This window comes from Mycobacterium sp. (assembly GCF_019247635.1).
GTDB lineage: Bacteria > Actinomycetota > Actinomycetes > Mycobacteriales > Mycobacteriaceae > Mycobacterium.
The window spans coordinates 1-23835 of record NZ_JAFBAR010000119.1 but is presented as its reverse complement, the minus strand read 5'-3'; the positions used below and the strand labels follow the sequence as shown (position 1 = coordinate 23835).

Annotated in this window: 27 protein-coding genes; 6 read left to right on the top strand and 21 right to left on the bottom strand. The window is 66.9% G+C overall.

The window, feature by feature from the left end; translation table 11 throughout:
• Positions 1–3: 3 nt before the first annotated feature.
• From JO236_RS20255 to fadD5, 3 genes are all read right to left on the bottom strand, one after another.
• Positions 4–873 (bottom strand): MlaE family ABC transporter permease, encoded by an 870-nt coding sequence (locus tag JO236_RS20255; protein WP_293334672.1) that lies wholly within the window; start codon positions 871–873, stop codon positions 4–6.
• 1 nt (position 874) lies between these two features.
• A complete protein-coding gene (locus JO236_RS20250) occupies positions 875–1678 on the bottom strand; it encodes an MlaE family ABC transporter permease (protein ID WP_293334669.1) in 804 nt (267 codons plus the stop codon).
• Between the two features lie 306 nt (positions 1679–1984).
• On the bottom strand, positions 1985–3580 hold the full coding sequence (gene fadD5, locus JO236_RS20245; RefSeq protein WP_293334666.1) for a fatty-acid--CoA ligase FadD5: 1596 nt from the start codon (positions 3578–3580) through the stop codon (positions 1985–1987).
• A 137-nt stretch (positions 3581–3717) separates the two neighbouring features.
• Here fadD5 and JO236_RS20240 point away from each other — a divergent pair, with 137 nt between their 5' ends.
• Positions 3718–4398, top strand: coding sequence for a GntR family transcriptional regulator (locus JO236_RS20240; protein WP_416362300.1), 681 nt, complete (start codon positions 3718–3720; stop codon positions 4396–4398).
• A 13-nt stretch (positions 4399–4411) separates the two neighbouring features.
• Here JO236_RS20240 and JO236_RS20235 read toward each other — a convergent pair whose 3' ends face one another.
• The 12 genes from JO236_RS20235 to JO236_RS20180 all read right to left on the bottom strand — a co-directional run bounded on the left by JO236_RS20235 (position 4412) and on the right by JO236_RS20180 (position 13429).
• A complete protein-coding gene (locus JO236_RS20235; RefSeq protein WP_293334660.1) occupies positions 4412–4852 on the bottom strand; it encodes an SRPBCC family protein in 441 nt (146 codons plus the stop codon).
• 71 nt (positions 4853–4923) lie between these two features.
• Complete coding sequence (locus tag JO236_RS20230) at positions 4924–5382, bottom strand: acyl-CoA thioesterase (protein ID WP_293334657.1); 459 nt, start codon at positions 5380–5382, stop codon at positions 4924–4926.
• 3 nt (positions 5383–5385) lie between these two features.
• Positions 5386–6357, bottom strand: a complete 972-nt coding sequence (locus JO236_RS20225) for an alpha/beta hydrolase (RefSeq protein ID WP_293334654.1) — start codon at positions 6355–6357, stop codon at positions 5386–5388.
• Complete coding sequence (locus JO236_RS20220) at positions 6339–7076, bottom strand: SDR family NAD(P)-dependent oxidoreductase (RefSeq protein ID WP_293334651.1); 738 nt, start codon at positions 7074–7076, stop codon at positions 6339–6341. The genes JO236_RS20225 and JO236_RS20220 overlap by 19 nt, the downstream gene beginning before the upstream one ends.
• Positions 7073–7480, bottom strand: a complete 408-nt coding sequence (locus tag JO236_RS20215; RefSeq protein ID WP_293334648.1) for a nuclear transport factor 2 family protein — start codon at positions 7478–7480, stop codon at positions 7073–7075. The genes JO236_RS20220 and JO236_RS20215 overlap by 4 nt, the downstream gene beginning before the upstream one ends.
• Entirely contained in the window at positions 7477–8226 is a 750-nt protein-coding gene (locus JO236_RS20210) for an HpcH/HpaI aldolase family protein (protein ID WP_293334645.1), read from the bottom strand. Before JO236_RS20210 ends, JO236_RS20215 begins: the two co-directional genes overlap by 4 nt.
• Positions 8223–9191 carry a zinc-binding dehydrogenase gene (locus JO236_RS20205; RefSeq protein ID WP_293334642.1) on the bottom strand — a complete coding sequence of 323 codons (969 nt, stop codon included), beginning with the start codon at positions 9189–9191 and terminating at the stop codon, positions 8223–8225. Before JO236_RS20205 ends, JO236_RS20210 begins: the two co-directional genes overlap by 4 nt.
• 1 nt (position 9192) lies before the next feature.
• A complete protein-coding gene (locus JO236_RS20200; protein WP_293334692.1) occupies positions 9193–10368 on the bottom strand; it encodes a cytochrome P450 in 1176 nt (391 codons plus the stop codon).
• Between the two features lie 47 nt (positions 10369–10415).
• Complete coding sequence (locus tag JO236_RS20195; protein ID WP_293334639.1) at positions 10416–11120, bottom strand: NIPSNAP family protein; 705 nt, start codon at positions 11118–11120, stop codon at positions 10416–10418.
• A gap of 11 nt (positions 11121–11131) precedes the next feature.
• On the bottom strand, positions 11132–11674 hold the full coding sequence (locus tag JO236_RS20190; protein WP_293334637.1) for a hypothetical protein: 543 nt from the start codon (positions 11672–11674) through the stop codon (positions 11132–11134).
• Positions 11675–11809: 135 nt separating this feature from the next.
• Complete coding sequence (locus JO236_RS20185) at positions 11810–12988, bottom strand: CaiB/BaiF CoA transferase family protein (protein ID WP_293334634.1); 1179 nt, start codon at positions 12986–12988, stop codon at positions 11810–11812.
• Positions 12989–13030: 42 nt separating this feature from the next.
• Entirely contained in the window at positions 13031–13429 is a 399-nt protein-coding gene (locus JO236_RS20180) for a DUF4189 domain-containing protein (protein ID WP_293334631.1), read from the bottom strand.
• Positions 13430–13569: 140 nt separating this feature from the next.
• Here JO236_RS20180 and JO236_RS20175 point away from each other — a divergent pair, with 140 nt between their 5' ends.
• Complete coding sequence (locus JO236_RS20175) at positions 13570–14259, top strand: DUF427 domain-containing protein (protein ID WP_293334628.1); 690 nt, start codon at positions 13570–13572, stop codon at positions 14257–14259.
• Positions 14260–14375: 116 nt separating this feature from the next.
• Here the strand turns inward: JO236_RS20175 and JO236_RS20170 are convergent, their stop codons facing one another.
• From JO236_RS20170 to JO236_RS20160, 3 genes are read right to left on the bottom strand one after another with little or no spacing between them, the layout of a single operon-like run.
• Positions 14376–15545 (bottom strand): acyl-CoA dehydrogenase family protein, encoded by a 1170-nt coding sequence (locus JO236_RS20170; protein WP_293334625.1) that lies wholly within the window; start codon positions 15543–15545, stop codon positions 14376–14378.
• Positions 15546–16466 carry an LLM class F420-dependent oxidoreductase gene (locus JO236_RS20165; protein WP_293334622.1) on the bottom strand — a complete coding sequence of 307 codons (921 nt, stop codon included), beginning with the start codon at positions 16464–16466 and terminating at the stop codon, positions 15546–15548.
• Positions 16467–16475: 9 nt separating this feature from the next.
• Positions 16476–17366 carry an acyl-CoA thioesterase gene (locus tag JO236_RS20160; protein WP_293334619.1) on the bottom strand — a complete coding sequence of 297 codons (891 nt, stop codon included), beginning with the start codon at positions 17364–17366 and terminating at the stop codon, positions 16476–16478.
• Between the two features lie 228 nt (positions 17367–17594).
• On the opposite strand from JO236_RS20160, the gene JO236_RS20155 reads away from it, so the two are divergent.
• From JO236_RS20155 to JO236_RS20145, 3 genes are read left to right on the top strand one after another with little or no spacing between them, the layout of a single operon-like run.
• Positions 17595–18422, top strand: coding sequence for an SMP-30/gluconolactonase/LRE family protein (locus JO236_RS20155; protein ID WP_293334616.1), 828 nt, complete (start codon positions 17595–17597; stop codon positions 18420–18422).
• A gap of 17 nt (positions 18423–18439) precedes the next feature.
• On the top strand, positions 18440–19264 hold the full coding sequence (locus JO236_RS20150) for a thioesterase family protein (protein WP_293334613.1): 825 nt from the start codon (positions 18440–18442) through the stop codon (positions 19262–19264).
• Positions 19261–19797, top strand: a complete 537-nt coding sequence (locus JO236_RS20145) for a TetR/AcrR family transcriptional regulator (protein WP_293334610.1) — start codon at positions 19261–19263, stop codon at positions 19795–19797. Before JO236_RS20150 ends, JO236_RS20145 begins: the two co-directional genes overlap by 4 nt.
• 76 nt (positions 19798–19873) lie before the next feature.
• On the opposite strand, the gene JO236_RS20140 is transcribed toward JO236_RS20145, so the two are convergent.
• The 3 genes from JO236_RS20140 to JO236_RS20130 are packed head-to-tail and all read right to left on the bottom strand — an operon-like array spanning position 19874 to position 23083.
• A complete protein-coding gene (locus tag JO236_RS20140) occupies positions 19874–21214 on the bottom strand; it encodes an FAD-binding oxidoreductase (protein WP_293334689.1) in 1341 nt (446 codons plus the stop codon).
• 12 nt (positions 21215–21226) lie between these two features.
• Positions 21227–21967, bottom strand: coding sequence for a glucose 1-dehydrogenase (locus tag JO236_RS20135; protein ID WP_293334607.1), 741 nt, complete (start codon positions 21965–21967; stop codon positions 21227–21229).
• A gap of 15 nt (positions 21968–21982) precedes the next feature.
• Positions 21983–23083 carry a diacylglycerol kinase gene (locus tag JO236_RS20130; protein WP_293334604.1) on the bottom strand — a complete coding sequence of 367 codons (1101 nt, stop codon included), beginning with the start codon at positions 23081–23083 and terminating at the stop codon, positions 21983–21985.
• A 497-nt stretch (positions 23084–23580) separates the two neighbouring features.
• On the opposite strand from JO236_RS20130, the gene JO236_RS20125 reads away from it, so the two are divergent.
• The coding region (locus JO236_RS20125; protein ID WP_293334601.1) for a TetR/AcrR family transcriptional regulator at positions 23581–23835 on the top strand (255 nt) is incomplete at its 3' end.

Sequence of the window (23835 nt, the reverse complement as noted above, 5' to 3'; positions counted from 1 at the left end):
GCGCTACACGGTCAGAGCGAAGTTGGGATTGACGCCGTACAGCGCCAACGCGGCGGACAACACCACGACCTGGACCGACACCAGCGAGAAGCGCATCGACCGCCCGACCGCCTCGCCGACGCCGACCGGTCCGCCGCCGGCGTTGTAGCCGTAATAGCAGTGCGTGACCATCACGACCGCGGTGATGATGATGGCCTCAAGGAACGACCAGAACACGTCGTCGGGCCGCAGGAAGGTGCGGAAGTAGTGGTCGTAGGTGCCGTGCGACTGCCCGTACAACACCGTGGTGGTGATCTGCGGGGACAGGAAGCACATGATGATGGCCAGGGCATAGATCGGGATGATGACCACCATCCCGGCTATTACGCGGGTGCTCGACAGGAACGAGATCGACTTGATCCCCATCACTTCCAGGGCATCGATCTCTTCGCTGATCCGCATGGCGCCGAGCTCGGCGGTGGCGCCCGCGCCCACCGTGGCGGCCATGGCGATACCGGTGACCACTGGCGCGGCGATGCGCACGTTGATCAGGGCGGCGAAGAAGCCGGTGAACGCCTCGACACCGATGTTTCCCAACGACGCGAACCCTTGGATCGCGACCAGCGAGCTACCGGACAGGGTCACGAATCCAACGATCGCGGTGGTGCCACCGACGACGGCCATGGCGCCGGTGCCCATGCCGATCTGGGCGATCAGCCGCAGCGTCTCCTTGCGGTAGCGGGACAGCGCGTGCGGGACGTTCCCCAGCGTGAGCAGGCTGAACCAGGCCATCTGGCCGATCTCGTCGAGCCCACGACCCGCGGCGCCGCCGTACTTGTTGAGATTCTCGACCGCCCTTGGGAAGCGGGAACGAACAACGGCACCGGTCGACATGTCAGTGCCCCGTTCCGAAGCGCACACCGATGGTGGTCAGCACCACGTTGACCGCGTACAGCGCGACCACACACAGCACCACGGTCTCGTTGACCGCGGTGCCCAGCCCCTTGGAGCCGCCGCGCACGGTCAGCCCGCGGTAACAGCCGACCAACCCGGCGATCAGGCCGAACGTGGCGGCTTTGACGGTCGCGATGACGACCTCGGGCAGGCCGGTGATGGTGGTCAGGGTCGCCAGGTAGGCGCCGCCCGACACGTTCTGCAGGTAGACGCCGAACAAGTAGCCGCCCACCAGGCCGACGGTGATGACCAGGCCGTTGAGCAGGGTGGCCACCAGGGTCGCCGCGATCACCCGGGGGACCACCAGCCGCTGGATCGGGTCGATGCCCAGCACCTCCATGGCGTCGATCTCTTCGCGGATGGTGCGGGCCCCCAGGTCGGCGCAGATGGCGGTCGATCCGGCGCCGGCGACCACCAGCACCGTGGTCAGTGGTCCGAGCTGGGTGACGGCGCCGATCGCGGCGCCCGCGCCGGAGAGGTCAGCGGCACCGAACTGCGCCAGCAGCACGTTGAGGGTGAAGATCAACAGCACGGTCAGCGGGATCGAGACCATGATGGTCGGCAGGAACGCCACCCGCATGATGAACCAGCACTGCTGGATGAACTCGCGCCATTGGAACGGCCAGACGAAGAGTGCCTTTCCGGTCAGCACACACATCCGGAAAAAGCCGCCGATCAGCATCAGCGGCGGCCGCAGCTGATCACGGGCGTAACCGACAAGACTCGGGCGCGTCGACGTTGTCACGGCTGGCCCCTCACTACAGCGGGCCCATCATGACGGTAAGACCCATCGCGACGGGGCCCAGCGGTGTCGCGGCGCCGCGGCGAATCATGTCGCACGCCTCCTCCCTTGCACCGACCCTGGTGTGTGACCGCCGACTCCCTACTCGCGGGTAGTAACGGAGACCACAGGAATGTACCCGATGGTCGTCCAGGTGTGAACCGCATCCGCACAATTAACCCTTCGTCAACAGCCGGCAAACGTTACGCTCTCCGCGGGGCCTCCTGTCTTGTCATTAAATCGGTTGACGCAGAACGATTTCGGCCTCTTTCAGGGCCCCTTCGCACGGCCGAAGCGGGCTCGCAGTTCGGTCTTGAGAACCTTGCCGGCCGGGTTGCGGGGTAACGTCTTCACGATCTCGAGCGCCTTGGGGTGCTTGTAGCGTGCGAGCCGTTCGTTCAGGAACTCGGCCAAGTCATCGAGCGCGAGGGCGGCGTCCGTCACGGCCGCGACCGCGATCGGCACCTCGCCCCATTTCTCGTCGGCCCGCCCGATCACCGCGACTTCGACGATCTGGGAATGGCCGGCAAGGACGTTCTCCACTTCGGCGCAGTAAATGTTCTCGCCGCCGGAGATGATCATGTCCTTCTTGCGATCCACCACCCAGACGTAACCGTCCTCGTCCATCCGAACGAGGTCCCCGGAATGGAACCAGCCGCCCGCGAATGCTTCGGCGGTGGCCTCGGGATTGTTCCAATAGCCACTCATCAAGGTCGGTGCCCGGTAGACGATTTCGCCCACCTCCCCGACGGGCACGTCGTTCATGTTCTCGTCGACGACGCGGGCGGTCACCGTCGGGATCACCTTGCCCACCGACCCCCGCTTCCGGATGGCATCGTCGCCGAGCAGCATGCAAGTGACGGGGGACATCTCGGTCTGACCGAACGCGGCCAGGATGTGGGTGCCGGGGAAGATCTCCGACATCTGCCGCAGTAGTGCGTCCGGCGCCGGTGCCGCCCCCCACGACATCACCCTCAGCGCCAGCTCACGTGGCCTCGCCCGCTGCTCGGCGCAGACGGCCTGCCACTGCGCGGGCACCAGGAAGATTCCGGTGACTTTTTCCGCCTCCAGCACGTCGAGCAGCTGCCCGGGGTCGAACGCGCCCAACGGATAGATCACGGTGGGCACGCCGAGCAACATCCCGGTCAGCATGTTGCCGATCCCGGCGATATGGAAAAAGGGGACTCCGACGAAGCCGACGTCGTTGTTGATGTCGGCGCCGGTGGTGTACAGCCCGGTCATGGTCTCGCCGGTCAGGTTGGAGTGAGTCAGCACCGCGCCCTTGGGGCGGCCGGTGGTGCCCGAGGTGTACATGATCAGGGCCGGCGAGTCGTCGGGGATGTCGACCGGGCGCGGCCCACCGCCGGGCTCGTTCAACACGTCCTCGTAGCCGAGCACGCCGTCGTCGGGGGTACCACCGGCCACCACAACCATGTGCAGCAGCGGCTGCATGGCACGCACGCCCGTGGCCACCGGCGCCAGCACGGCCTCGGTGATCATCGCGCCCGCTCCGCAGTCCTCGACCAGGAACGCGATCTCCGCCGGGGTGAGCCGGAAGTTCAGCGGGACCGCGATGGCCCCGAGCATGTTGACGGCCAACACCGACTCGACGAACTCGGTGCGATTGAGCATCAGGATCATCACCCGGTCGCCGAAGCCGACCCCTCGTCGGCTCAGCGCACCTGCCAATGCCGCGACCCGTCGCCGCAGCTCAGCCCATGTGACGGTGGTACCGAGGAACCTCAACGCCGTCGCGTTCGGTTGCATCATGGCGTGCCGCTCGAGCTGGTTGATCCAGTTCTGCCGCCGCGCCAGATACGGCTGCTCGTAGGCCTGCGTAAGGTGGCTGACCAATTCCGCGGTCAACTACTACTCCCTTCACTTCCGCACCGCTTGCGCCGGGTTGATATTTGATCAAACATAGTGTTGTCTGGGTCACACTATGGCCTTGGCGGCCCGAACACAAGCCCTCGAAAGTGCTGGCAGACCGCGTGAAAGCCCGAATATCAGCGCAGCCGCGCCGACGGCGGCCGTTGCGCCGGGCGCAATTGTCCGACGAGGTCGCCGGCCACCTCCGGGCGGCGATCATGTCGGGCACCTTGCGTCCGGGGACCTTCATCCGCCTCGATGAGACCGCAGCTGAGCTCGGTGTCAGCATCACGCCCGTGCGCGAGGCGCTGCTCAAACTGCGTGGTGAGGGCATGGTGCAGCTGGAACCGCATCGCGGCCACGTCGTGTTGCCGTTGAGCAGGCAGGACGTCGACGATATCTTCTGGCTTCAGGCAACCATCGCCAGGGAGCTGGCCGTCGCCACGACCGACCACATCACCGACCACGAGATCGACGACCTCGACCACATCCACGACACCCTGGCCGACGCCGTCGAGGCCGGTGACGCCGACACCATCGCGGCGACCGAGTTCGCCTTTCATCGGGTGTTCTATCAGGCCAGCGGCCGCATCAAGCTGGCGTGGTTCCTGCTCAACGCGGCCCGCTACATGCCGGTCTTGGTGTATGCCGCCGATCCGCAGTGGGGTGTGGCCGCCGTCGATAACCACCGGGGGCTGATCGCCGCGCTGCGCCGCCGCGACGCGGCGGCCGTGGTGGAGCACATCGAATGGCAATTCACCGACGGAGCGCGGCGGCTGACCGAAAAGCTGGATCGGAGCGGCATTTTCGACTGAGGTGCCGGTTCGCCTAGCCGGCCGCCAATTGCTCGGCGCGCTGTTTGAGGTTGCCGGCAAGATGGTCCAACACGTTGTTCAGCATCATCTTCACCATCGGCGCGGGCACCGGCATGGTGGTCTCCACGTCGATGTCCACCGTCAGCAGGCTCGCCGCGCCGCTCGCCACCACGCTGAACAGCTGCTCCTGCTTGGAAAATAGCTCGCCCTGCTGCATGACGGTCTGAATCTGGGCCGGGCCCGGGTAGTAGACCGCCTGGATATAGGTGCCCTCGAAGCCTTGGTAGGCCATATCAAGCCGAAGCTGGCTGGGCCGACCGTCGTCGTAGCGAGCGAGTATCCAGCAGCCCTTGACCCCCTCGTTCCACTCCGGGTAGCGCTCGAAGTCTCCGACGATCGCCATGATCGCCGCGGCGTCCGCGCCGACCTCGACGGTCTTGCTCAACACAGGCATTGGCGCAGCATACTCAGGGGCCCCAAAAGTGATCGCCGGAAGGCAATCTCAGCTGCGAGCTCGCCAAGGCCTCAGCTGACGACAGCCGTGGCCAACAGTGCCCGGATGCCGTCGGGAATCGGAACCGGCTTGCGGGTCGTCCGATCCACATATACGTGCACCCAGTGCCCCAGCGCGGTGATCGGCTGCGCTTCTTCGTCGGCTGCCTGCGCGCGGAACACGCCGAGCCGATAGGTCACGCTGCTGCGTCCCAGCCGCGTCACCGCCACGCCCACCGCGAGGCTTTCCGGGAAATGCAGTTCGGAGAAGTATCGGCAGCCCGACTCGGCGACAATGCCCAGCGCGGGCGTGGTGAGCGGGTCGAGTCCGACGCTGGTGTTGATCCAGGCGTTGATCGCGGTGTCGAACAGCTCGTAGTACACGGCGTTGTTGAGGTGACCGAACATGTCGTTGTCGGCCCAGCGGGTCCCGACCTGCCACAACACCGGGAAGTCGTTGCTGGTCAGGTCATTCGGTGCGGGCGGGACCATGGCTCAGCTCGGAGTAAACGCGTTGGACAGGGCGTGGGCCTGCAGGTCGAACAGCCGCTGGGACACCGACCAGTCCGGCAGCAGCGAATCGAATCCGTGACAGACGCGTGGAAACACGTGCAGCTCGGTGCAGACTCCGGCCTCCAGCAAGCGGCGCGCGTAGTCGACGGCCTCGTCACGAAAGGGATCGATCTCGGCGCACGTGATCAAAGTGGTTGGCAGACCTCCCAATTGGTGCCGCCGGGCGGGCACGGCCGATTCCGGCGCCGCACCGGCCAGGTAGTAACTCCACATCCATTCGGCCGCTTCGCCGTCGAAGGCCGGGCTGGTGCGGAATTCGGCCTTCGAGCCGGTGCCGCGATCGTCCAGGACGGGCTGGTGCAGCAGCTGGAATACGACGGGCGGCGACGAGGCCTCCGCGGCGCGGTGCGCCAGACAGGCGGCCAGCGTGGCGCCCGCACTGCTGCCCGCCACCGCCAGACGCGTGGCGTCCACGCCCAGTTCCGAAGCGTTGGTGGCCACCCAGTTAACGACCGCGAACGCGTCGTCGAGCGCGGCCGGGTACGGGTGCTCGGGCGCCAACCGGTAATCGACCGACACCACTACACAACGGGCGCGCCGGGCCAGCTCGCGACACTGCCGATCATCGGTGTCCAGGTTTCCCAGCGCGAACCCACCCGCGTGGCAGTAGACGACCACCGGCGACCAGGCGGCTCCGCCACGATAGATGCGCACCGGCACCGGACCGCCCGGTCCGGCCACACTGTCCTGCGTGATTCCGAAAACCGGAGCCGCCGCGACGTCGTGCGCGACGGTGTCGCGGCGACGCTGGTTGAACGGCTCGCGCAGCACCTGGATCGCCGCCGGCGAGAAGTCGGTGCGCATGGTCGCGACGGCGCGCAGGACCGGATCGAGCCGGGCGGCGCCGTCCATGGTGCCGACCGACGGCTTCGCCCTCATCGGATCTGCACGCATTGGCCACCGTCGACGACCAGTTCCGAACCGGTGATGAAGGACGCCTCGGCGGACACCAAAAACGCGACCGCATCGGCGATTTCACCCGGCCGACCGAGCCTTCCGAACGTCGCCGACGCGGCCAGCCGCTGCTGAGTAGCCGCGTCGAGCATCGGGGTGGCGATCGGGCCGGGGAATACCGCGTTGACCCGGATGCCGGACGGGGCGAGTTCGGCCGCGGCGTTTTGGGTCAGGCCACGCAGCGCCCACTTGGCCGAACCGTATGCACAGTGCTGCGGGAAGGGGCGGATCGCTCCGGTGCTGCAGATGTTCACGATCGAGGCGTTGTCCGCCTTTTTCAGCTGATCGAGTGTCGCGCGTATGCCCAAAAAGGCGCCCAAACAGTTGACGCGCCAGGAGTTTTCGAAACCCTCGACCGTCTCGTCGGACAGCTGTGCGCGGTGCAGCACGCCGGCGTTGTTGACCAGCGTCGTCAGTGCCCCGAAGCGCCGGACGGCGCCGCTCACCGCGGCGTCCCACTGTTCCGCGGAGGTCACGTCAAGCTGGACGCCGATCACGTCGCCCGCAATGCCGTCGTCCAATCGGGCCACCACGGCTCCGAGTTCATCGGTCCGCCGATCACAGGCCACCACGGAATAGCCCAGAGCGCCAAGCCTTTCGGCGATAGCCCGGCCCTGTCCGCCGGCGGCGCCGGTCACCAGCGCGACGCGTTGGCTCATGACGACCCGGTCTCCGGGCGGTCGGACAGGCCGCGGCTGGTGACGAATTGGCATTGCCGCCGCCGAAATTTCCACTGGCGCTCGCCGCGGACCAGGTCGTCGTCGTAGAGCGCGGGCCGCAGCTGCAGGTCGCCGGCGCGGACGAACAGCACCTGGGACCGGGCCGTCGCCGTGTCACCACGCACGTCGATGCTCGACGCGCCGGTCAGATGCAGCCCGCGCGGAGCATCCCGGAACATCTTGTCGATGCCCGCGTGTCCGGCGAAAGTCCGCCCGTAGACCACGAACTCGGCATCTGCGGCAAACAGCCGCACGCAAGCGTCGATGTCCCCGGCGTCCAGCGCCAGCGAGTAGTCGACGATCAGTTCACGGATTGCGGCTCGAGCCGCTGCGCTTTGGGTCACTGGCTGTCCGCCTCACGAGCCTCGCGTAGGTGCTCCGCCGCCCCGCGTCGCAGTGCCTGGGACTCGGCCGCGAGGGTGATCATCTGAAAGCCCAGCCGCGCCATCGTCTTGCCCGTCTCGCCGGAGCTGGCGTGAATCCCGGTGACCAGCCCGGCATCCGAAGCCGCGCGATGGACGCGCGTTATCGCCTCCAGCACCTCGGGATGCCCGGTCGCGCCCAACGCGTCCACGCCAATCGACAGGGCCAGATCCGCCGGCCCGACATATATCCCGGCCAGGCCGTCGACGGCGCAGATCGCGCCGAGGTTGTCCAGCGCCGCGGCCGTTTCGATCATCACGAATACGCTGACCCGGTCCTGCAGCGCGGAGCGCTCATATCCGAGGCTGGCGCGCAGCGGGCCGAAACTGCGGATGCCCGCCGGCGGATAACGGGTGGCGGCCACGGCCGCCGCGGCCTGATCCGCCGTTTCGATCATCGCGATGATCACCGCGTCGGCGCCGGCATCCAGCACCCGCCCGATCGGTGCCGGGTCGGCGTTGGGCAACCGGACCGCCGTGGCGATGGGCACGTGTTCGAGGCGGCGCAGCATGGCGGCGACGTCGGCGTCGTCGAGGTAGCCGTGCTGGGCATCGAAACCCACGTAGTCGTAACCCGCGCGCGCGAATTCCTCCGGTCCGATCAGGGTCGGGCCGGTGATCCAGCCACCCCAAATCTGGTTCCGAATCTCGTGTCGGAAGACACTCATTCGGCGATCGCAATCTTGACGCGGCCTGGAACGGGCCGGCACGCCAGGTCGAATGCCCCCTGCGCATCCTCCACGGGGAAGGTGTGCGTGAGATACCTGCGGAGCAACTCGGGGTGCTCGCCGGCGAACTTGCCGGCGAGCTGTAGGACCCGGCGCCGGTCAAGCGTCACACCGGATTTCAACGTCAGGTTGTTGCGCAGCATCAGACGCATGCTAATCGGATAGGCCTCGTCGTCGGCAACGCCGAAGTAGAAGACGGTGCCGCCGGGTGCGGCGGCCTCGATGGCGTGCGAAAGGGTGGCCACCTGGTGGCCGACGGCCTCGATGACGACCTCGGCCCGGTCCGCGGCCGGCAGTCGGCTCACCCAACGGTCACTGCTGGCGCGCACCACCTCGTCGACTCCGAAAGCGGGCCCGAGATTGTCCCGATCGATGGGGTCGACGCCGGTTACGCGCCGGGCGCCCAAGGCTTTGGCGACATAGGAGAACAGCAGCCCGATCGAGCCCTGGCCGATGATCGCCACGTGCCGCCCCGCCAGCTCCGGCAACTGCTCACAGGCGTACAGCACACACGCCAGGGGTTGCAGTCCGGCGGCCTGCGCGGGGGTCAGGGACGGGTCGCAGGGCGCGAGTCCGTCGCCGTCGCTGACCACGCGTTCCATCAGTCCGTCGAATCCCGATGCCCACCCCACCACGCGATCACCGGGTCGGTGCTGCCGGTGGCGGCTGGCGATCACCTCGCCGACGACCTCGTGGATCGGGAAGCCGTCCTTTTCCGCCGCGCTGCGACCATCGTCACCCGGCAGCCGGCCCTTGGCCCCGCGGAAGGCCGGCAGGTCGCTGCCGCACACGCCGGCGGCCAGAAACCGCAGCAGCACTTGGCCTTCGGCCAGGTCGTCGGATGTCTTCTCGGCGATGGACGTCCGCTCGAACAGATAAGGCGCGATGATCCGGTAGGACCACACGTCAGACCTCCACCGGAATTTTGTTCCATCCCCATTGAAAGCTGGACGGGAACCGTGTCGCGTCCTCGCCGCGGATCGCGAAGTCGGGCACCCGTCGCAGCCATTCCTGAACCAGCACGGCGACTTCCAACCTGGCCAGGTGGTAGCCGATGCAGAAGTGCTGCCCGCGCCCGAAGGCCAGGGAGCGGACGATGGGCCGGTTCCAGATGAACTCGTCGGGCTCGGGATATTCACGCTCGTCGCGGTTGGCCGAGGCCAGCAGTGTGATCACGCGCTGGCCCGGCTCGATGGTCAGGTCGTGAATGGTGAACGGTTTGCGTGCCGTTCGGGCGAACCACTGTGCCGGCGCGCAGAACCGGATCATCTCCTCGCGTGCCACGGGCACATTGGCAACGGGGTCGGCGCGCACCTGCGCCAGCTGATCGGGCCGTTGGCTCAGCTCCCACAGCCCGTGCGCGACGATCTTGGGCACGGTTTCGGTCCCACCGATGAAGATGCAGAGCATCTGCGTCGCGGTTTCGACGTCATTGAGCGCACTCCCGTCCGGCAGCCGGTAACCCAGCAGACCGTCGACCACCGGGAGGGCGCCTGCCGACTGGTCGGCCCGGCGCCTCTGCACCACCGGTATCAGGTACTCCAGATAGTTGGGCCGCGCTTCGGCGGTGTCCACGCCGACGCCGGGCTCGGCCAGGCTGCCGGCGTTGACCGCGGCCAGCACGTGTGGCGCGAGATCTGTTGGCAGTCCCAATAAGTCACACACCATGGACGCAGCCACGATGCCGCCGTAGTCCTGGGTCAGGTCGAACGACCCCTGCGGCAGCAGCAGATCTAGGCGCTCGTTGGCCAGTTCGCGGATTCTGGCTTCCAGCCCGGCGACCGACCTGGGCCGCAATGGATGCGAATGGGCGCGGCGGATCTCGCTGTACAGATCCGTGTCGAACACGGCGTGAAAAGGCATCGGGTGCAGCGGCGGATCGGCGACCGGGCCGGTGTTGTGCTTGGCCAAGACCGCGGCCGGAGGCAGGGTCCCCTCCGTCGCGACGAATGTCCCGTCGTTGACTTCCAACACCTGCCAGATGTCGTCGAATCGGGACAGCGCAAAGGTATCCCACTGCGGCATGTAGTACACCGGATGCTGGTCACGCAGAATTCGGTAGTACGGCAACGGATTTGCCATCACCGCAGCGTCGAAGGGGTCGTAGGCGAACTTTGATGTCACGGAATTCACTGCAGTGGCGACGGGGGTAGCGCCTGCAGAATCGAGTCCTCCCAGCCGTCGCGCAGCGCGGGCGCCACGCTCATCCAGGTGACGATTTCGGCGGGTGGGCTCTCCTTCCACGAAGGGTAGTGGTTGGCGAAGCATTCCCAGCCGCCGTCCAAGGCCCAGTAGTGGATGACCTCGTTGAAGCGGAAGGTCGTGGTGAATGAACCCAGCCAGCGTTTGCCCGTGCGCTCCGACCACGGGACATACAGCCGCTCTAATTCCCGGATGTAGTCGTCCTGGCGGCCCGGCTTGGTCTGCATGATCTCCTGAATGACCAGCGGTGCAGTGAAATTGGCCTCGCGGAGCTGTGCCAGCGTTTTGTTGCTGGGTCCCGGGTACATGATGCGGCCCTCGCCCGAGGCGCCGATGTCGGCCAGGAACGCTGCCCATTTACCCGCCGCCGCTTCGTGACTGCCGCCGCGCGCCTGCGCGGCCCCGATTCTGGCGTAGTCGCCGAACCCGTCGATCTCCCAGATGATCGTCACCTGTGGCCAATGGCCGTTGTAGGGGGTGCATTCCCACATCGCGAACAGCCGTGCGCCCAGCTCGGTCATCATCGGCTGGCAGACGTCGACGAACGCCTCGGTGAAGCGGTCGCTGCGCCCTGTGCCCAGCGCGATCGTCTCATGCAGGTAGAGCAGCGCGTGCCGGTAGTACTTTTTCATGGGCCGTCCGGCTAGCCGAGTCCCGCCGTACCGCTCAGCAGTGTCTCGGTGGGATCGACTGACCCGCAACCGATCCCAGCAGCGGCAAGCGCGTGACCCTTGAAAACCCGAGCCGCGGCGCTGAGTACGTACTGCACCCTGGTCATCCCGCGGTCAATCCCCAGCGGCCATCCATCGCCCCACAGGGCGAGGTCGGTCGACCGGTCGTCCAGGGCGTTAAAGACGATCTCGCGGAGGCGCGCATCGGCGGCGAAGGCCGCGCGGCTGACGGCTAGACCCCGGCCGGTGAAGCCGGTTTGCTCAACCACCCGCACCCCGAGGATGCCCAGTGGCCGAGCAACCCGGGCATCCGTGCCGTGCGGTATCAGCGCGCTCACCTGCCAGCCGGCCATCACCCGGTCGTACAGCCAGCCCCCGGCGGCCTGCACCACGTCGACGGCGTCGGCGGCGACCACGTCAAGGCGGTATGCCGGGGACTCGTCGTCGGCAGGTGTCGCGCGGGTACGACGTCGGTCCAGGCTGTATTCGGTCAGGTCGAACGTTGGGGCAACCATCAATCCGTCCTCTTGCCACCCCCCGGTCGCGGGCCGCCGGGCTGGCTCGTCACGCTTGTCATGGGCTGGAACCGCGTGCCGCGGCTCACCGGACAGCGTGACACTTGTGCAGGATTTTGTAAAGGCACGGGAAGGTCAGCCCTTGCGTCGCGACGCGAGCTCGGCGAGCACCTCGTCGGTGTGCTGGCCGAGTTCGGGCGCCGGGGAACGGGGCGCCCACGGTGTGCCGCGAAAGTCCGCCGGTGTGGCCACCATGGGAATGCTGGCCGTTCCGTCCGGGCCGTCCGGCACCTGGACGATGCCGCCCGCCGCGTGAAACTGCTCGTCGGCCACGACGTCCTCGACCGAGTTCACCGGTGACCAGAAGAAATCCGGTTCACCCGCAAACACCTCCGCCCATTCGTCGAGCGGCCTGGTTGCGAAGATCCCGTCCAACTCGGCGACGAGTTCCCTCGCGTTGAGGGCGCGGGCGCGGGCATCGCCGTAGCGCGGGTCGGTCAGCCACTCCGGACGGCCGACGGCGCGACAGAGTGCGGGCCAGTGCCGTTCGACCTCCAGCCCGACGATCCAGAACCGCCGCCCGTCGCCGGCCGCGTAGTTGTTCATGGCGGGGTTGCCCATCGTTTCGCGCTGTCCGATCGCGATGGGTTGGCCGGTGAGCAGGTAGGTGTTGAGGTCAAAGCTCACGGTGTAGGCGCCCTGGCGGTACAGCGACGTGCTGACCAACTGGCCGGTGCCCGTGCGCTCGCGGGCGAGCAGCGCCGCGCACAGGGCCGCAACCAACGTCATCCCGGCCGAGTGGTCGCCCATGCCGCCGCGCTGAAAGGGCGGCGTGTCGCCGGGCCGGGTGAGCAAATGCGCCAACCCCGCCCGCGACCAGAACGCCGCCACGTCGTATGCGGCGCGCTCGGCGTCCGGCCCGGTCTCGCCGTATCCGGTGATCATGCCGTAAACCAGGCGCGGGTTGTGCGCGGCCACCGTTGCGAAGTCCAGCCCCAGCCGCTGTAGCGCACCGGGGCGCACGTTGGTCACGAAAACGTCTGCGTTGGAGAGCAATTCGAGCGCGATGTCGCGACCCGCGGCGGTGCGCAGGTCCAGCACGACGCTGCGCTTGGAGCGGTTGTCCATCTCGAACGGCGGGTTGACCCCCAGGTCACAGCCCAGCATCCGGCCGAACATGCGCCCCGGATCACCGGTCGGCGGTTCGATCTTGATGACGTCGGCGCCCCAGTCCGCGAGGATGCCACCGGCCGCCGGACCGGCCACCCATACCCCTAGCTCGACGACCTTGAGACCCTCCACCGGTCCTGCCATGACTGGCACATTAGCCCCGGCAGCGGATCAGCCGTCACGACGTCAGCCGCTGCAACCGTTGAGATCGATCTTCGACCCGGGTCCCGCGGCGTCCAGGGCGGCGGCGTCGGCCTGGTCCTGGAGGAACGCCTGCCGCCCCGCCAACGTATTGCCGTCGCTGCTCTCCGCGATCGACAAACAACCCAGTCCCGATATCGCGACCTGGCAGTCGTTCGTCTTGCCGAGGATGTCGCACCACATGACGGCGGCGTCTTCCGCCTTGCTTTGCGTCGAATAGTTTTGGCGTAGCGCTATTTCTCCGGTCGACTGCGACGTCGCGATTGCGCCCCAACATCCCGGGTGGCATTCGATACTGACGTCTGCCTTAGCGGCCGGCGCGGCCACTACCGATCCGGCGGCGACGAGAACGCCGGTAACCGCCGCCAGTCCAACGTTCCTCATGGTGTTGACCGTCGCAAGCTGACCTCGGAGCGAGATGAGAACTGGTTCAGCGGTGCGTTAGAACTACGGCGCGGCCCGCACCCCGACATCACAAGGCGTTACACTCTCCTGAAACTTTGTAATGGAGCTAAGGAACCGTCATGAGCCTGGTGGCCGGACGCGGTCCGCTCGGCGGCGATCCGGCCGGGCGGTTCGTTCCCCCGATACCCGCTGACCTGAACATCGAGGGCTACATCGAGCCGCATCCGCGCCGTATCCAGGCCTTCCACGACGGGCGGCTGATGATCGATACCGAGCGGGCGCTGCTGGTGCATCGGCGGGGTCGCCCACTCAGTTACGCGTTCCCGGCCGACGAGGTTGCCGATCTGCCGACCGAGCCGGAACCCGAGGCCCCGGGCTACGTGCACGTCCCGTGGAACGCCGTCGACACCTGGCTCGAAGAGGGACGGACGCTGGTGCACTACCCGCCCAACCCGTACCACCGTGTCGACTGCCGGCCCACGAAGCGGCACCTGCGCGTCACCGTCGCGGGTGCCACACTGGTGGACACCGACGACACAGTTATCCTTTTCGAGACCGCCATCGCGCCAAGGCTTTACGTCGCTGCCGCGCATGTTCGCACCGACCTGTTGCGGCAAACCGAGACGACGAGCTACTGCAACTACAAGGGTGTGGCGACGTACTGGGCGGCCGTTGTGGGTGACACGGTCGTCGAGGACACCGCGTGGAGCTATCGGGATCCGCTGCCCGAGAGCCTTGCCATCAAAGGGTTCTTGAGCTTCGACGCCGACCGTGTTGACGTGGCCGCCGAGCTGCCGCGCACAGGGTGATCGAGATTGCCGTGGGGGCTGCGATTCCCGCCGGATCGCAACCCCCACGGCAATCTCGCCGGCGCTCAGTCACATGAGCCACGGCGACACGCGCGGCTGGGCTCGCCGCCTGCCGCCTACCCCGGATAATTCGGGCGTCCCAGCCCCAACTCGTGCTGGGCGATCATGTTGCGGAACACCTCCAGGGTGCCGCCGTAGATCCCCATCGGAAGCGCCAGCCGGAACAGGTACTCCGTCGCCCCGTCGTCAACCGACCCGGCCGTGTCGGTCGGTAACGCGGAGGCGGCCCCCAAGACGTCCATCAAATCCACCGAGATATCACGCATGGTCTGAGCCATCGCGACGCGCCCGAACATGCTCGGAGTGGACAACGCCGCCTCCATCCGGGCGACGCTGCGTCCGAGCCGGTACCGGGCGGACGCGTCGGCCGAGACGCCCATGTCGCCCACCACCGATGCGACCTTGTCCACAGCCTCTGCCATCAGCATGCCGTGTCCCGACATGGCCGCAATGTTCTGCAGGCCAGGCTCTTCGGGACCTTCGTCGTCGACGATGCCATGCTCCGAGTCCAGCGCCGCCCGCATCACCGTCCAGCCGCCGTTCACCTCACCGATTCGGTAGAGGTCGTCGACGCGGACTTCGCTGTAATACACGATGTTGGTGCGGTCGCCGTCCAGCGTCCGGATGCCCTGAATCTCGATGCCCGGCGTATCGAGCGGCACCAGGAACATGGTCAGGTTCTTGTGCTTGCGCCCCTGCGGGTCGGTGTTGGTCAGCAGGAAGACGTACTTGGCGTTCTGCGCGTTCGAGGTAAACATCTTGGAGCCGTTGATAATCCAACCGTCACCGTCGCGCGCCGCGCGGGTCTTGCAGGTGGCGACGTCGGAGCCGCCCTCGGGCTCGGTGTAGCCCAAGCACAGCCGGATATGTCCGGACAGCACGCCCGGCAACACCTGGCCGCTGAGTTCGGGTGCTCCGAATTGCTGCACCAACCGCGCGACCACCGACGTGGTGCCCCAGTGGTACCAGGGCGTATGCGCGCGACCGATCTCGAGTTCGAAGATGCGCCTACGAACCGCGTTGAACCCGCCCTCTGACTCCAGCTTCCAATCCGAGGCCAGGTAACCGGCCGCGCCCAATGCCAAATGCACCTTCTCGTCGAAGTTTTCGCCGAACACTCGATCGCGCTGCCGCACCTCATCGGTGACGTGCTCGGTCACGAACGCGCGCGTCTGATCCTGAAACGCCTTGTCTTCGGCCGACAGCGCGACGTGCGAAAAGTCCACCTAGACCACGTCGATCACGAGGGTTTGGAAGCGGTCTATGGTCTCCAGCGCATGCGCCATGCTGTCGCCGGGCAGGTGCGCAGCGACCCACGTGACACCAAGCCCCGCAAGCTTTTCCAGGCCGGCCAGGTACGCGTCGGCGTTGAAGTCGTCGCTCGCCGGGCTGCCACCCTCGAAGTTGGTGAAGGTGATGTCGATGACGGTCCAGTCCCGTCCGGCCGCGTCGCACCGGCGCCGTAGGTCGTCGATCCCCGCGGCGAGCTTGTCCAGCGAGTCGATGACCGCGGTACCGGCGGTCTTGGCCAGGCCCGCGGGCGCGGGAAACGGACACCAACCGTCGCCGTATTGAGCGACGCGCTGGCGGGCGGCCGCGGTGTTGCCACCGATCCAGATCGGCGGATGCGGATCGCTGACCGGTCGCGGGTGCGCGCTGATCCCCTTAGCCGTGAAATGTCTTCCCTCGAACGAGATGTCATCCCCGGTCCACACCGCACGGATCGCCTGCAGCGCCTCCTCGAACAGTTCGGCGCGCTCGTTGTAGTTGACGCCCAACGCCGCGAATTCCCGCTTGAGGTAACCCACGCCGACCGCGAGCGTGAAGCGGCCACCTGACAACAGGTCCAGCGTCGCGCCAGACTTGGCCACCACGAACGGATTTCGATACGGCAGCACGACGATATTGGGGATCAGGCGTAGCGTGCTAGTCCGGGCGGCGGCGAAACTCAGTGCGACGAAAGGATCCAGCGCGTCGTGGCCCCCGGCCTCCAGCCACCGCTGCGATGGCGCCGGGTGGTCGGTGAAGCCGAACCCGTGATAGCCGCCCGCCTCGGCCGCCGCCGCCACCGTCGCAATACCCTCCCCGCTGACCAATTCCGGGTTGTACGGATGGGTGTGCATGGGATGCGTAATGGTGAAACGCATCTGTGGCCCTTAGAACCGCGACCGGGCGTCGATCGAAGTGTCACTGGTGCGCAGCGGCCGGATCAACGACTCCTGGGCGAACGACGCGATCAACTCGCCCTCCTCGGTGTGCACCGCGCCGCGAACATACGACATGCCCCTGCCGACCTGGGTGCTCTCATGGGTGTAGAGCAGCCACCCGTCCCAGCGCACCGGCTCGTGGAAGGCCACCGAGATGCTCATCGGCGCCGTGGACACGGTCAGGTGCGCCTGGCTGGTGCCAATTCCCTCATGCGCGCGCATGGTGGTGGAGATCCCCAGATGGCCGGTGAAGTAGGCGACCAGCGCCTTGGCCAGGTCGTCGCGGGTGGGAATCGGGTCGTAGTGCAGCCATGCGTAGAGCTCGGGCGGTCCGACCTCGTCGGGGCTGTTGACGTCCACGACGTCGACCAGGCGCAGCTCGCGGCCGATCATCGGCATTTCCGAGATGTTGGAGTCGGCAGGCGCGGTGACGTCGGGCCGCGGCAGCTGGTGGCGGATGACGTCGGCGGTCGGGACGTCGGCCAGCACGGTCACACTCAGACAGCGTCGGCCGTTCTGGTGCACCGCGACAATCGCGGTGGCGGTGGAGCGTCCTTCGGCGACGACGTCGAGGACGAGTTCGACCGGCGGGCCAACGGCGACGGCGCGGGAGAAGACGGCGTGCGCCGAGCGCACCGATTTGTCCGGGAATCGTTTGGCGGCAGCGACAATCGCCTGGGCGACCACCTGAGTGCCTTCGACCACGTGTCGTTCGTCGGCGCCCGCGACGCCGGTCTCAGCCGTGAACCGGTCGGTTCCCTCGGCCCGCGCGTCGAATAGTTCAAGCAGGTCGTCGACCGACCATTGGGCCTGATCAGATGCCTGAGAAATGTCGGTCAACTCCGCCCGCCTTTCTTGCCGCAACACTCGGCCCAGCGTGACACTTTGCGAAAGATTTGTAAAGCTTCCCCACGCTTGGTTCCCCCTGGCGCGCTGCCGTCGCGCGGGAACTTAGCGGGCCACGAGATTGACATCGGTGCCAACGGTCCATGACACTTTTGCGATGTTTTGTAAGGGCGGCGGAAGATTTTTCAAGGGCGGCGGAAGATTTGTCAAAGGCGGAATCGGATGATCCCCACGCCACTGGCCAACGGCTTCTGCTTCGGTGAAGGCCCGCTCTGGTTCGAGGGACTGTTGTGGTTCTCCGACATGCTGGGCGAGGCCGTCCACACCTCCGACATGCGTGGGTCGCTGACCACCCTGCCGCTGCCCGGGCACTTCCCGTCGGGTCTGGGTTTCCGGCCCGACGGGACCCTGCTGATCGTGTCGACCGAAGACCGCCAAGTGCTGCGGTACGACGGCGAAACCGTCGTCACCGTCGCCGATCTCACCGACCTTGTCCCAGCCAACCTCGGTGACATGGTCGTCGACAACGCCGGGCGCGCCTATATAGGCGCCCAGGCCCTAAGCGGTGGGGTCATCGTGCGCCTCGATCCCGACGACAGCGCCACCGTCGTCGCTGAGGACCTCGATTTCCCGAACGGGATGGTCATCACGCCGGACGGCAAGTCCCTGATCGTCGCCGAATCCATCGGCCGGCGGCTGACCGCCTTCACCATCGGCGACGCGGACGATTCGGGCGCGTTGCGCGACCGACGGGTCTTCGCCGACGGACTGGACGGGCCACCCGACGGCATCGCACTCGATGCCGAGGGCGGGGTGTGGACATCGATGACACTGGCGCACCAGTTCGAGCGGGTCACCGAGGGCGGCGCCGTCACGGACCGCATCGACATGGGCGAGCGGGTGGCCATCGCCTGCACGCTCGGCGGCCCGGAGCGCCGCACGCTGTTCCTGCTGTCCAGCACCGACGCCTACCCTCAGCGCCTGGTCGGCACCCGGCTGTCTCAGCTCGACGCCGTAACCGTGACAACTCCCGGCGCCGGCCTGCCCTGACACGAAAAGGTGTACATATGACGGACTCCTATTACGAGCTGATCGATTCCACCGACGACTTGGGCGAGAAGTTCCGGGCGACCGACCTGGCCCGTGGCACCTGGTCATCCGCGATACAGCACGGCGGTCCGGTGTCGGCGCTGCTGGTCCGCGCGCTGGAGCGGTGCGAACAGCGCGACGACACGCGGCTGAGCCGGGTCGTCATCGACTTGCTCGGCGGGGTCCCCGCCGAGGGCAATCTGTGGGTCAGCTCGCGGCTGCAACGCGGCGGCAAGCAGATCGAGCTGGTCAGCGCCGAGATGCTGGCGCCGGGTCCGGACGGCGAGCCTCGGTCGGTGGCGCGCGCCAGCGGGTGGCGGTTGCAGAAGTTGGACACGCAGGCGGTGGCCCACGCCGCCGCTCCCCAGCCCCGGCCGAGGAGCGAAGCCCACAGCCGCAACCTCAAGGCGAGAGATTGGGATCGTAACTACGTGCACAGCCTGGACTGGCTCTGGCTCACCGAACGCCTGGCGAAGGGCCCGGGCGAATCGTGGATCACGCCGACGGTGGATCTCGTCAAAGGTGAGACCATGACGCCGCTCGAGCGATTGTTCGCCGTGGCGGACTGCGCCAACGGCATCGGCAGCAAGCTGGACATCACCAAGTGGACGTTCCTCAACACCGACCTGGCCGTACACGTGTTCCGCGTCCCGGACGGCGATTGGATCGGCATCCGGGCGGAAACCAGTTATGGCCCGGACGGCATCGGCACGACGATCGGCACACTGTTCGACGAGCAGGGCGCGGTCGGGGCCATCCAGGAATCGGTGCTCGTGCGGCCCCGCCCGAAGCGCGACAAATGAGCCAGCCCTCGGCCGTCGAGACGGACACCTCGACGCGCCAGCGGATCCTCGCGGCCACCGCCGAGGTGCTCGGCCGAAGCGGCAAAACCAAGCTGAGCCTTTCGGAAGTCGCCGTGCAGGCAGGAGTTTCGCGGCCGACGCTGTATCGCTGGTTTGCCTCGAAGGAGGAGTTGCTCTCGGCGTTCTCCAGCTACGAGCGCCAGATTTTCGAAAGCGGATTGGTCAAGGCGACCGCCGGGCTGAAAGGGGTAGAGAAGCTCGACGCCGTGCTGCGGTTCATCGTCGACTACCAGAACTCGTACTCGGGGGTGCGCATGGTCGACATCGAGCCCGAGCACACCATCGCGCAGTTTTCCCACGTGATCCCCGAGATGCGCGCCGGCCTGCAGCGGCACCTGCCCGGACCCAACGCGGCGGTGAAGGCGGCGACGGTGATCCGGATCGCGATCTCGCACTACATCGTGCAGAGCGACGACGCCGAACAGTTCCTCGCCCAGTTGCGCCACGCCGTCGGCATCAAGACGAACGGCTAGTTGACCTCCGCCGAGCGTGCGCGTCTGTGCATCGACACGCCGCATAACGCGTACAACTGCGCCCGCTCGGCAAGCCTCAGTCGAACAGCACCGCGGGGTTGAGGTAGCCGGAGGGATCCAACGCCGCCTTGACCGCGCGCATCACTGCAATGTCGTTGGGGTCCCGCGACATTCCGAGGTAGGGACGTTTGCGACTGCCCACGCCGTGCTCGGAGCTGACATTTCCCCCGCACCGCGCGATAAGGTCCATCATCGGCGCATACAACGCGGGCTCCCGCTCAGCAGCACAGCGCAGCACGTTGAGGTGCAGGTTGCCCTCGCCGATGTGGCCGAACAGTACCGGCAGTGCCTCGGGAACCTGGTCCTGTACCAAATTGACTGCGCCCCTGGCGAATTCACCGATCGCCGACAACGGCAAAGAGACGTCGAATTTTAGCGGCGGACCGTAGACTCCGAGTACCTCGGCCAGCGACTCACGAACCCGCCACAACCGTTGCTGCGTAGCGGTATCCACGCCCACGGCGGGCTCGCCGCACAGTTGGACGCCGTCCAGCAGATCCGCCAGCCGGCCGGTCTGATCATGGTCGGCGGCCAGTTCGATCAATAGCAGCCAGTCACCCTCGACCGGGGCGCCGACCCCGAGATGTTCGCCGGTCAGGGCGGCCGCCCTGCCGTCAATCAATTCGAGCGCGGCAATCCCGTCCACGTCGCGGAACACCCGGCCGGCCTCCACCAGGGCGTCGAGGTCGGCGAACCCGCACACGGCCGTCACCCGATGCGACGGCGTGGGGTGCAGCCGCAGATCCAGCGCCGTGATGACGCCGAGCGTGCCTTCGGCCCCGACGAACAGCGCTGGCAGGTCGTAGCCGGTGTTGTCGCTGCGCACCCGGCTGTGCCGGTGCAGCACCGAGCCGTCGGGCAGTGCCACGTCCAGGCCGATGACCTGTTCGCCCATGTTGCCGTAGCGGACCGTGCGAAGGCCGCCGGCGTTCGTCGACGCCATGCCGCCGACCGTGGCGGTGTCGCGGGCGCTCAGATCCACGCCGAACACCAGCCCAGCCGCGGAAGCGGCCCGCTGCACAGCGGCCAGGGTAGTTCCGGCACCGACCTCGACGCGGCGCTCCACCGTGTCGACTTCGCTTACCGCACAGAGCCTTTCGGTGGACAGCAGCACGTCGTCGTGCTCGGGAACGGTGCCGGCCACCAGCGAGGTGCGACCCCCCTGCACGGTCACATAGGCGCCGGCCTCCCGGCACACCCTTAGCACCTCGGCTACCTGCCCGGCCGAGGCCGGGCGCACCAGCACGCCGGCCCGGCCCCGGTACCGCCCGGTGTGGTCCACGCTGCGGCCCGCCAGCACATCGGGGTCGGTGATGACGTGATTCGCTCCCACCGCGGCCGCCAAACCGGCCAGCATGCTCACGGGGTGTTAGAACTCCTTGTGATTCACGTCAGTGATCAGTCCGCCGTCCATCACGAACTCGCTGCCGGTCGAGTAGGACGACTCGTCACTGGCCAGGAAGACGACGAATGTCGCGACTTCCCGGGACTCGCCCGGACGCCCGAGCGGAATGGTCACCATGTCCTCTGGCAGGTGGGCGGTCATGGGGGTCCGGATGAAGCCGGGGTGGATGGAGTTCACCCGGATGTTGTGCGGCGCAAGCTCGAGGGCGGCCGACTTCGCCAGGCCGCGCACCCCCCACTTCGACGCCACATAGGGGTGCACCGCCGGCGCGCCGCGCAGGCCTTCGATGGACGACACGTTGATGATCGAGCCGCCGCCTGCGGCGATCATCGGCTCGACTGCCACCCGCATGCCTAGGAACGTACCCGTCAGGTTGACGTCGATCACCCGCTGCCACTTGGCCAGATCGAAATTCTTCAATTGACCGAGCGCCACGGTGCCGGCGTTGTTGACCAGGACGTTGAGCTTGCCGAACTCGCCGACCGCGGTCGCCACCGCGGCGTCCCACTGGTCGGGCTGGGTCACGTCGAGGTGAACGTAGCGCGCCGCGCCGCCGATATCAGTGGCCGTCGCCTTGCCCTCGTCGTCGAGGATGTCGCCGATCACCACCTTGGCGCCCTCCTCGACCAGCAGCCGCGCGTGCGCGGCACCCATACCCTGGGCGCCGCCGCTGATCAGCGCAACCTTGCCGTCTACTCGTCCCATTTGAGTCCTTTCGGGTTAAGTGGCCACCAGGCCGGTTGATGAATACAGCCCTTTTCCGGTAACCAGCGGCAGGTCCAGCGTGGTCCTGATGCCGGGGGCCGCTGCAATCACATCCGGGATGGCGTTGACGATCCGGCCGGCGGCACCCGCGATGGCCGCGTGGTTGTGGTCGCCCTTGCGACTGCTCGGAACGATGTCCACCGCGTAGGAGGGCTCGCCGGTGATCTCGACGCGGTAAGAACCGCCCCCGGCGGCGGGCTGCCGCCAGTCGGGTCGCAGGTCGGGCCGCAGCCGGGTGATGTGCTCGACGACGATCGCCGGGTAGCCCTTGACCATGCCGCGGATCTCGAACTGCAGCGCGGCCAGCGTGCCCTTGGCCACGCGGCCGACCGCGATATCGAAATCCTCTGGCGCCGGCTCACGCTGGTACGACTCGGTGATCTCGTTCACCTCGATGCCCAGGCCGGCCGCCAGCTGACGGATCGCCGTGCCCCAGGCGATGCTGAGCACGCCGGGTTGCAGCAACATGGGCACCTCGTCCATCGGCCGGGCGAACCCCATGTAGGACATCACCTCGATACCGTCGTAGCTCGCGTAATCATGGATCTCCATGCAGCGCACCGACTCGATGCGGCTACAGGTCCCGAACAGCGCGAAGGGAATGAGGTCGTTGGCAAACCCAGGATCGACGCCGGTGATGAAGATACTCGAATTGCCTTCCTGGGCCGCGTCTTCCACTCGGGCGATGTATTTGTCCGGTATCACGCCCCAGGGGTACTGCAGCAGCCCGGGCGACGAGCCGACGACGTTGATGCCGGAGGCCAGGATGCGCATGATGTCGGCCATCGCGTCGGGCAGACGGGTGTCCCCCATGGCGCAGTACACGACGCAGTCGGGTCGGGTGGCCAGCAGGGCATCCATGTCGTTGACGGCCTCGACGCCGGTGACGGTCTGGGTGTCCAGCCCGACACCGCACAGCTCTCCGGCGTCGCGGCCCACCTTTTCGGGCGTGGAGACACCTACCCCGGTCAGCTCGAACTGTGGGTTGGTGATGAGGTGGGCCAAAGCCAGCCCACCGACATTTCCGGTGCCGACGTGGGCGACGCGAATCGCCATGTGTGTCCTCCGTCCCGATGCGCAACGCTGCGAACTTTTCTAGACACTAGTCCATAATTTCTGGCGAGGCCTGCGCGGGCGACCACGTCGCATGATCGCACCAGTCACATGCGTCTCTGCACCGGCCGACACCCGATGTGCCCGGCTTCGAGCGACTATTGGTGGTGGCGCCGTGCCGCGAATGAAGTTGTCGCGGAGAGGCGGGCACATCGGTGGTGCCTCCGAGACAGGCCAGTGTTGTGGATGTGGCTAGAGGTAGCGATGTGTGAATCTGGGGTGCCCGTGAGCACGACGCCCCTGCGATGACACCGGGCGGGGGGATGGCACTAAAGCCTGTTGAATGCTGTTGCGCAACAATGTCTTCCGGCGCAGGGCGGCGCGTCGAGGTGCTCTCGATCCGATCGGCTGCCCAGAAGGCTCAATCGTGCGTTCCGGCTCTGGGTTTGGTGCACGAATGGTGAGCAGGGCAACGTGCATCTCGTTGCTAGAGTTTGGTGATGGAAGAGCGGCACTGCCGCGAAAAGTTGATCGTAGCGACGTTGGATCTCAGTGCGACGCGTGGCTATGACAGCATTACCGTCGATCAGATCGCCGCTGCCGCGGGCGTATCGCCCAATGACTTCACCCGCTACTTCGCGAGCAAGGACGCGGTGATCATGTCGCTGCTCAATGATGTGCTGCATGCCACCGTGGCCGAACTTGGCCGCGTCGAGACCGACACAGAGCCGATCGAAGCACTGATGATCGCGACC

Coding starts and splice junctions, on each gene's coding strand:
- JO236_RS20255 (WP_293334672.1), bottom strand. CDS start 873: ATGTCGACCGGTGCCGTTGTTCGTTCCCGCTTCCCAAGGGCGGTCGAG.
- JO236_RS20235 (WP_293334660.1), bottom strand. CDS start 4,852: ATGCCTGTGTTGAGCAAGACCGTCGAGGTCGGCGCGGACGCCGCGGCG.
- JO236_RS20230 (WP_293334657.1), bottom strand. CDS start 5,382: ATGGTCCCGCCCGCACCGAATGACCTGACCAGCAACGACTTCCCGGTG.
- JO236_RS20225 (WP_293334654.1), bottom strand. CDS start 6,357: ATGCGTGCAGATCCGATGAGGGCGAAGCCGTCGGTCGGCACCATGGAC.
- JO236_RS20220 (WP_293334651.1), bottom strand. CDS start 7,076: ATGAGCCAACGCGTCGCGCTGGTGACCGGCGCCGCCGGCGGACAGGGC.
- JO236_RS20210 (WP_293334645.1), bottom strand. CDS start 8,226: ATGAGTGTCTTCCGACACGAGATTCGGAACCAGATTTGGGGTGGCTGG.
- JO236_RS20200 (WP_293334692.1), bottom strand. CDS start 10,368: ATGGCAAATCCGTTGCCGTACTACCGAATTCTGCGTGACCAGCATCCG.
- JO236_RS20195 (WP_293334639.1), bottom strand. CDS start 11,120: ATGAAAAAGTACTACCGGCACGCGCTGCTCTACCTGCATGAGACGATC.
- JO236_RS20190 (WP_293334637.1), bottom strand. CDS start 11,674: ATGGTTGCCCCAACGTTCGACCTGACCGAATACAGCCTGGACCGACGT.
- JO236_RS20185 (WP_293334634.1), bottom strand. CDS start 12,988: ATGGCAGGACCGGTGGAGGGTCTCAAGGTCGTCGAGCTAGGGGTATGG.
- JO236_RS20180 (WP_293334631.1), bottom strand. CDS start 13,429: ATGAGGAACGTTGGACTGGCGGCGGTTACCGGCGTTCTCGTCGCCGCC.
- JO236_RS20175 (WP_293334628.1), top strand. CDS start 13,570: ATGAGCCTGGTGGCCGGACGCGGTCCGCTCGGCGGCGATCCGGCCGGG.
- JO236_RS20165 (WP_293334622.1), bottom strand. CDS start 16,466: ATGCGTTTCACCATTACGCATCCCATGCACACCCATCCGTACAACCCG.
- JO236_RS20155 (WP_293334616.1), top strand. CDS start 17,595: ATGATCCCCACGCCACTGGCCAACGGCTTCTGCTTCGGTGAAGGCCCG.
- JO236_RS20150 (WP_293334613.1), top strand. CDS start 18,440: ATGACGGACTCCTATTACGAGCTGATCGATTCCACCGACGACTTGGGC.
- JO236_RS20145 (WP_293334610.1), top strand. CDS start 19,261: ATGAGCCAGCCCTCGGCCGTCGAGACGGACACCTCGACGCGCCAGCGG.
- JO236_RS20140 (WP_293334689.1), bottom strand. CDS start 21,214: ATGCTGGCCGGTTTGGCGGCCGCGGTGGGAGCGAATCACGTCATCACC.
- JO236_RS20135 (WP_293334607.1), bottom strand. CDS start 21,967: ATGGGACGAGTAGACGGCAAGGTTGCGCTGATCAGCGGCGGCGCCCAG.
- JO236_RS20130 (WP_293334604.1), bottom strand. CDS start 23,083: ATGGCGATTCGCGTCGCCCACGTCGGCACCGGAAATGTCGGTGGGCTG.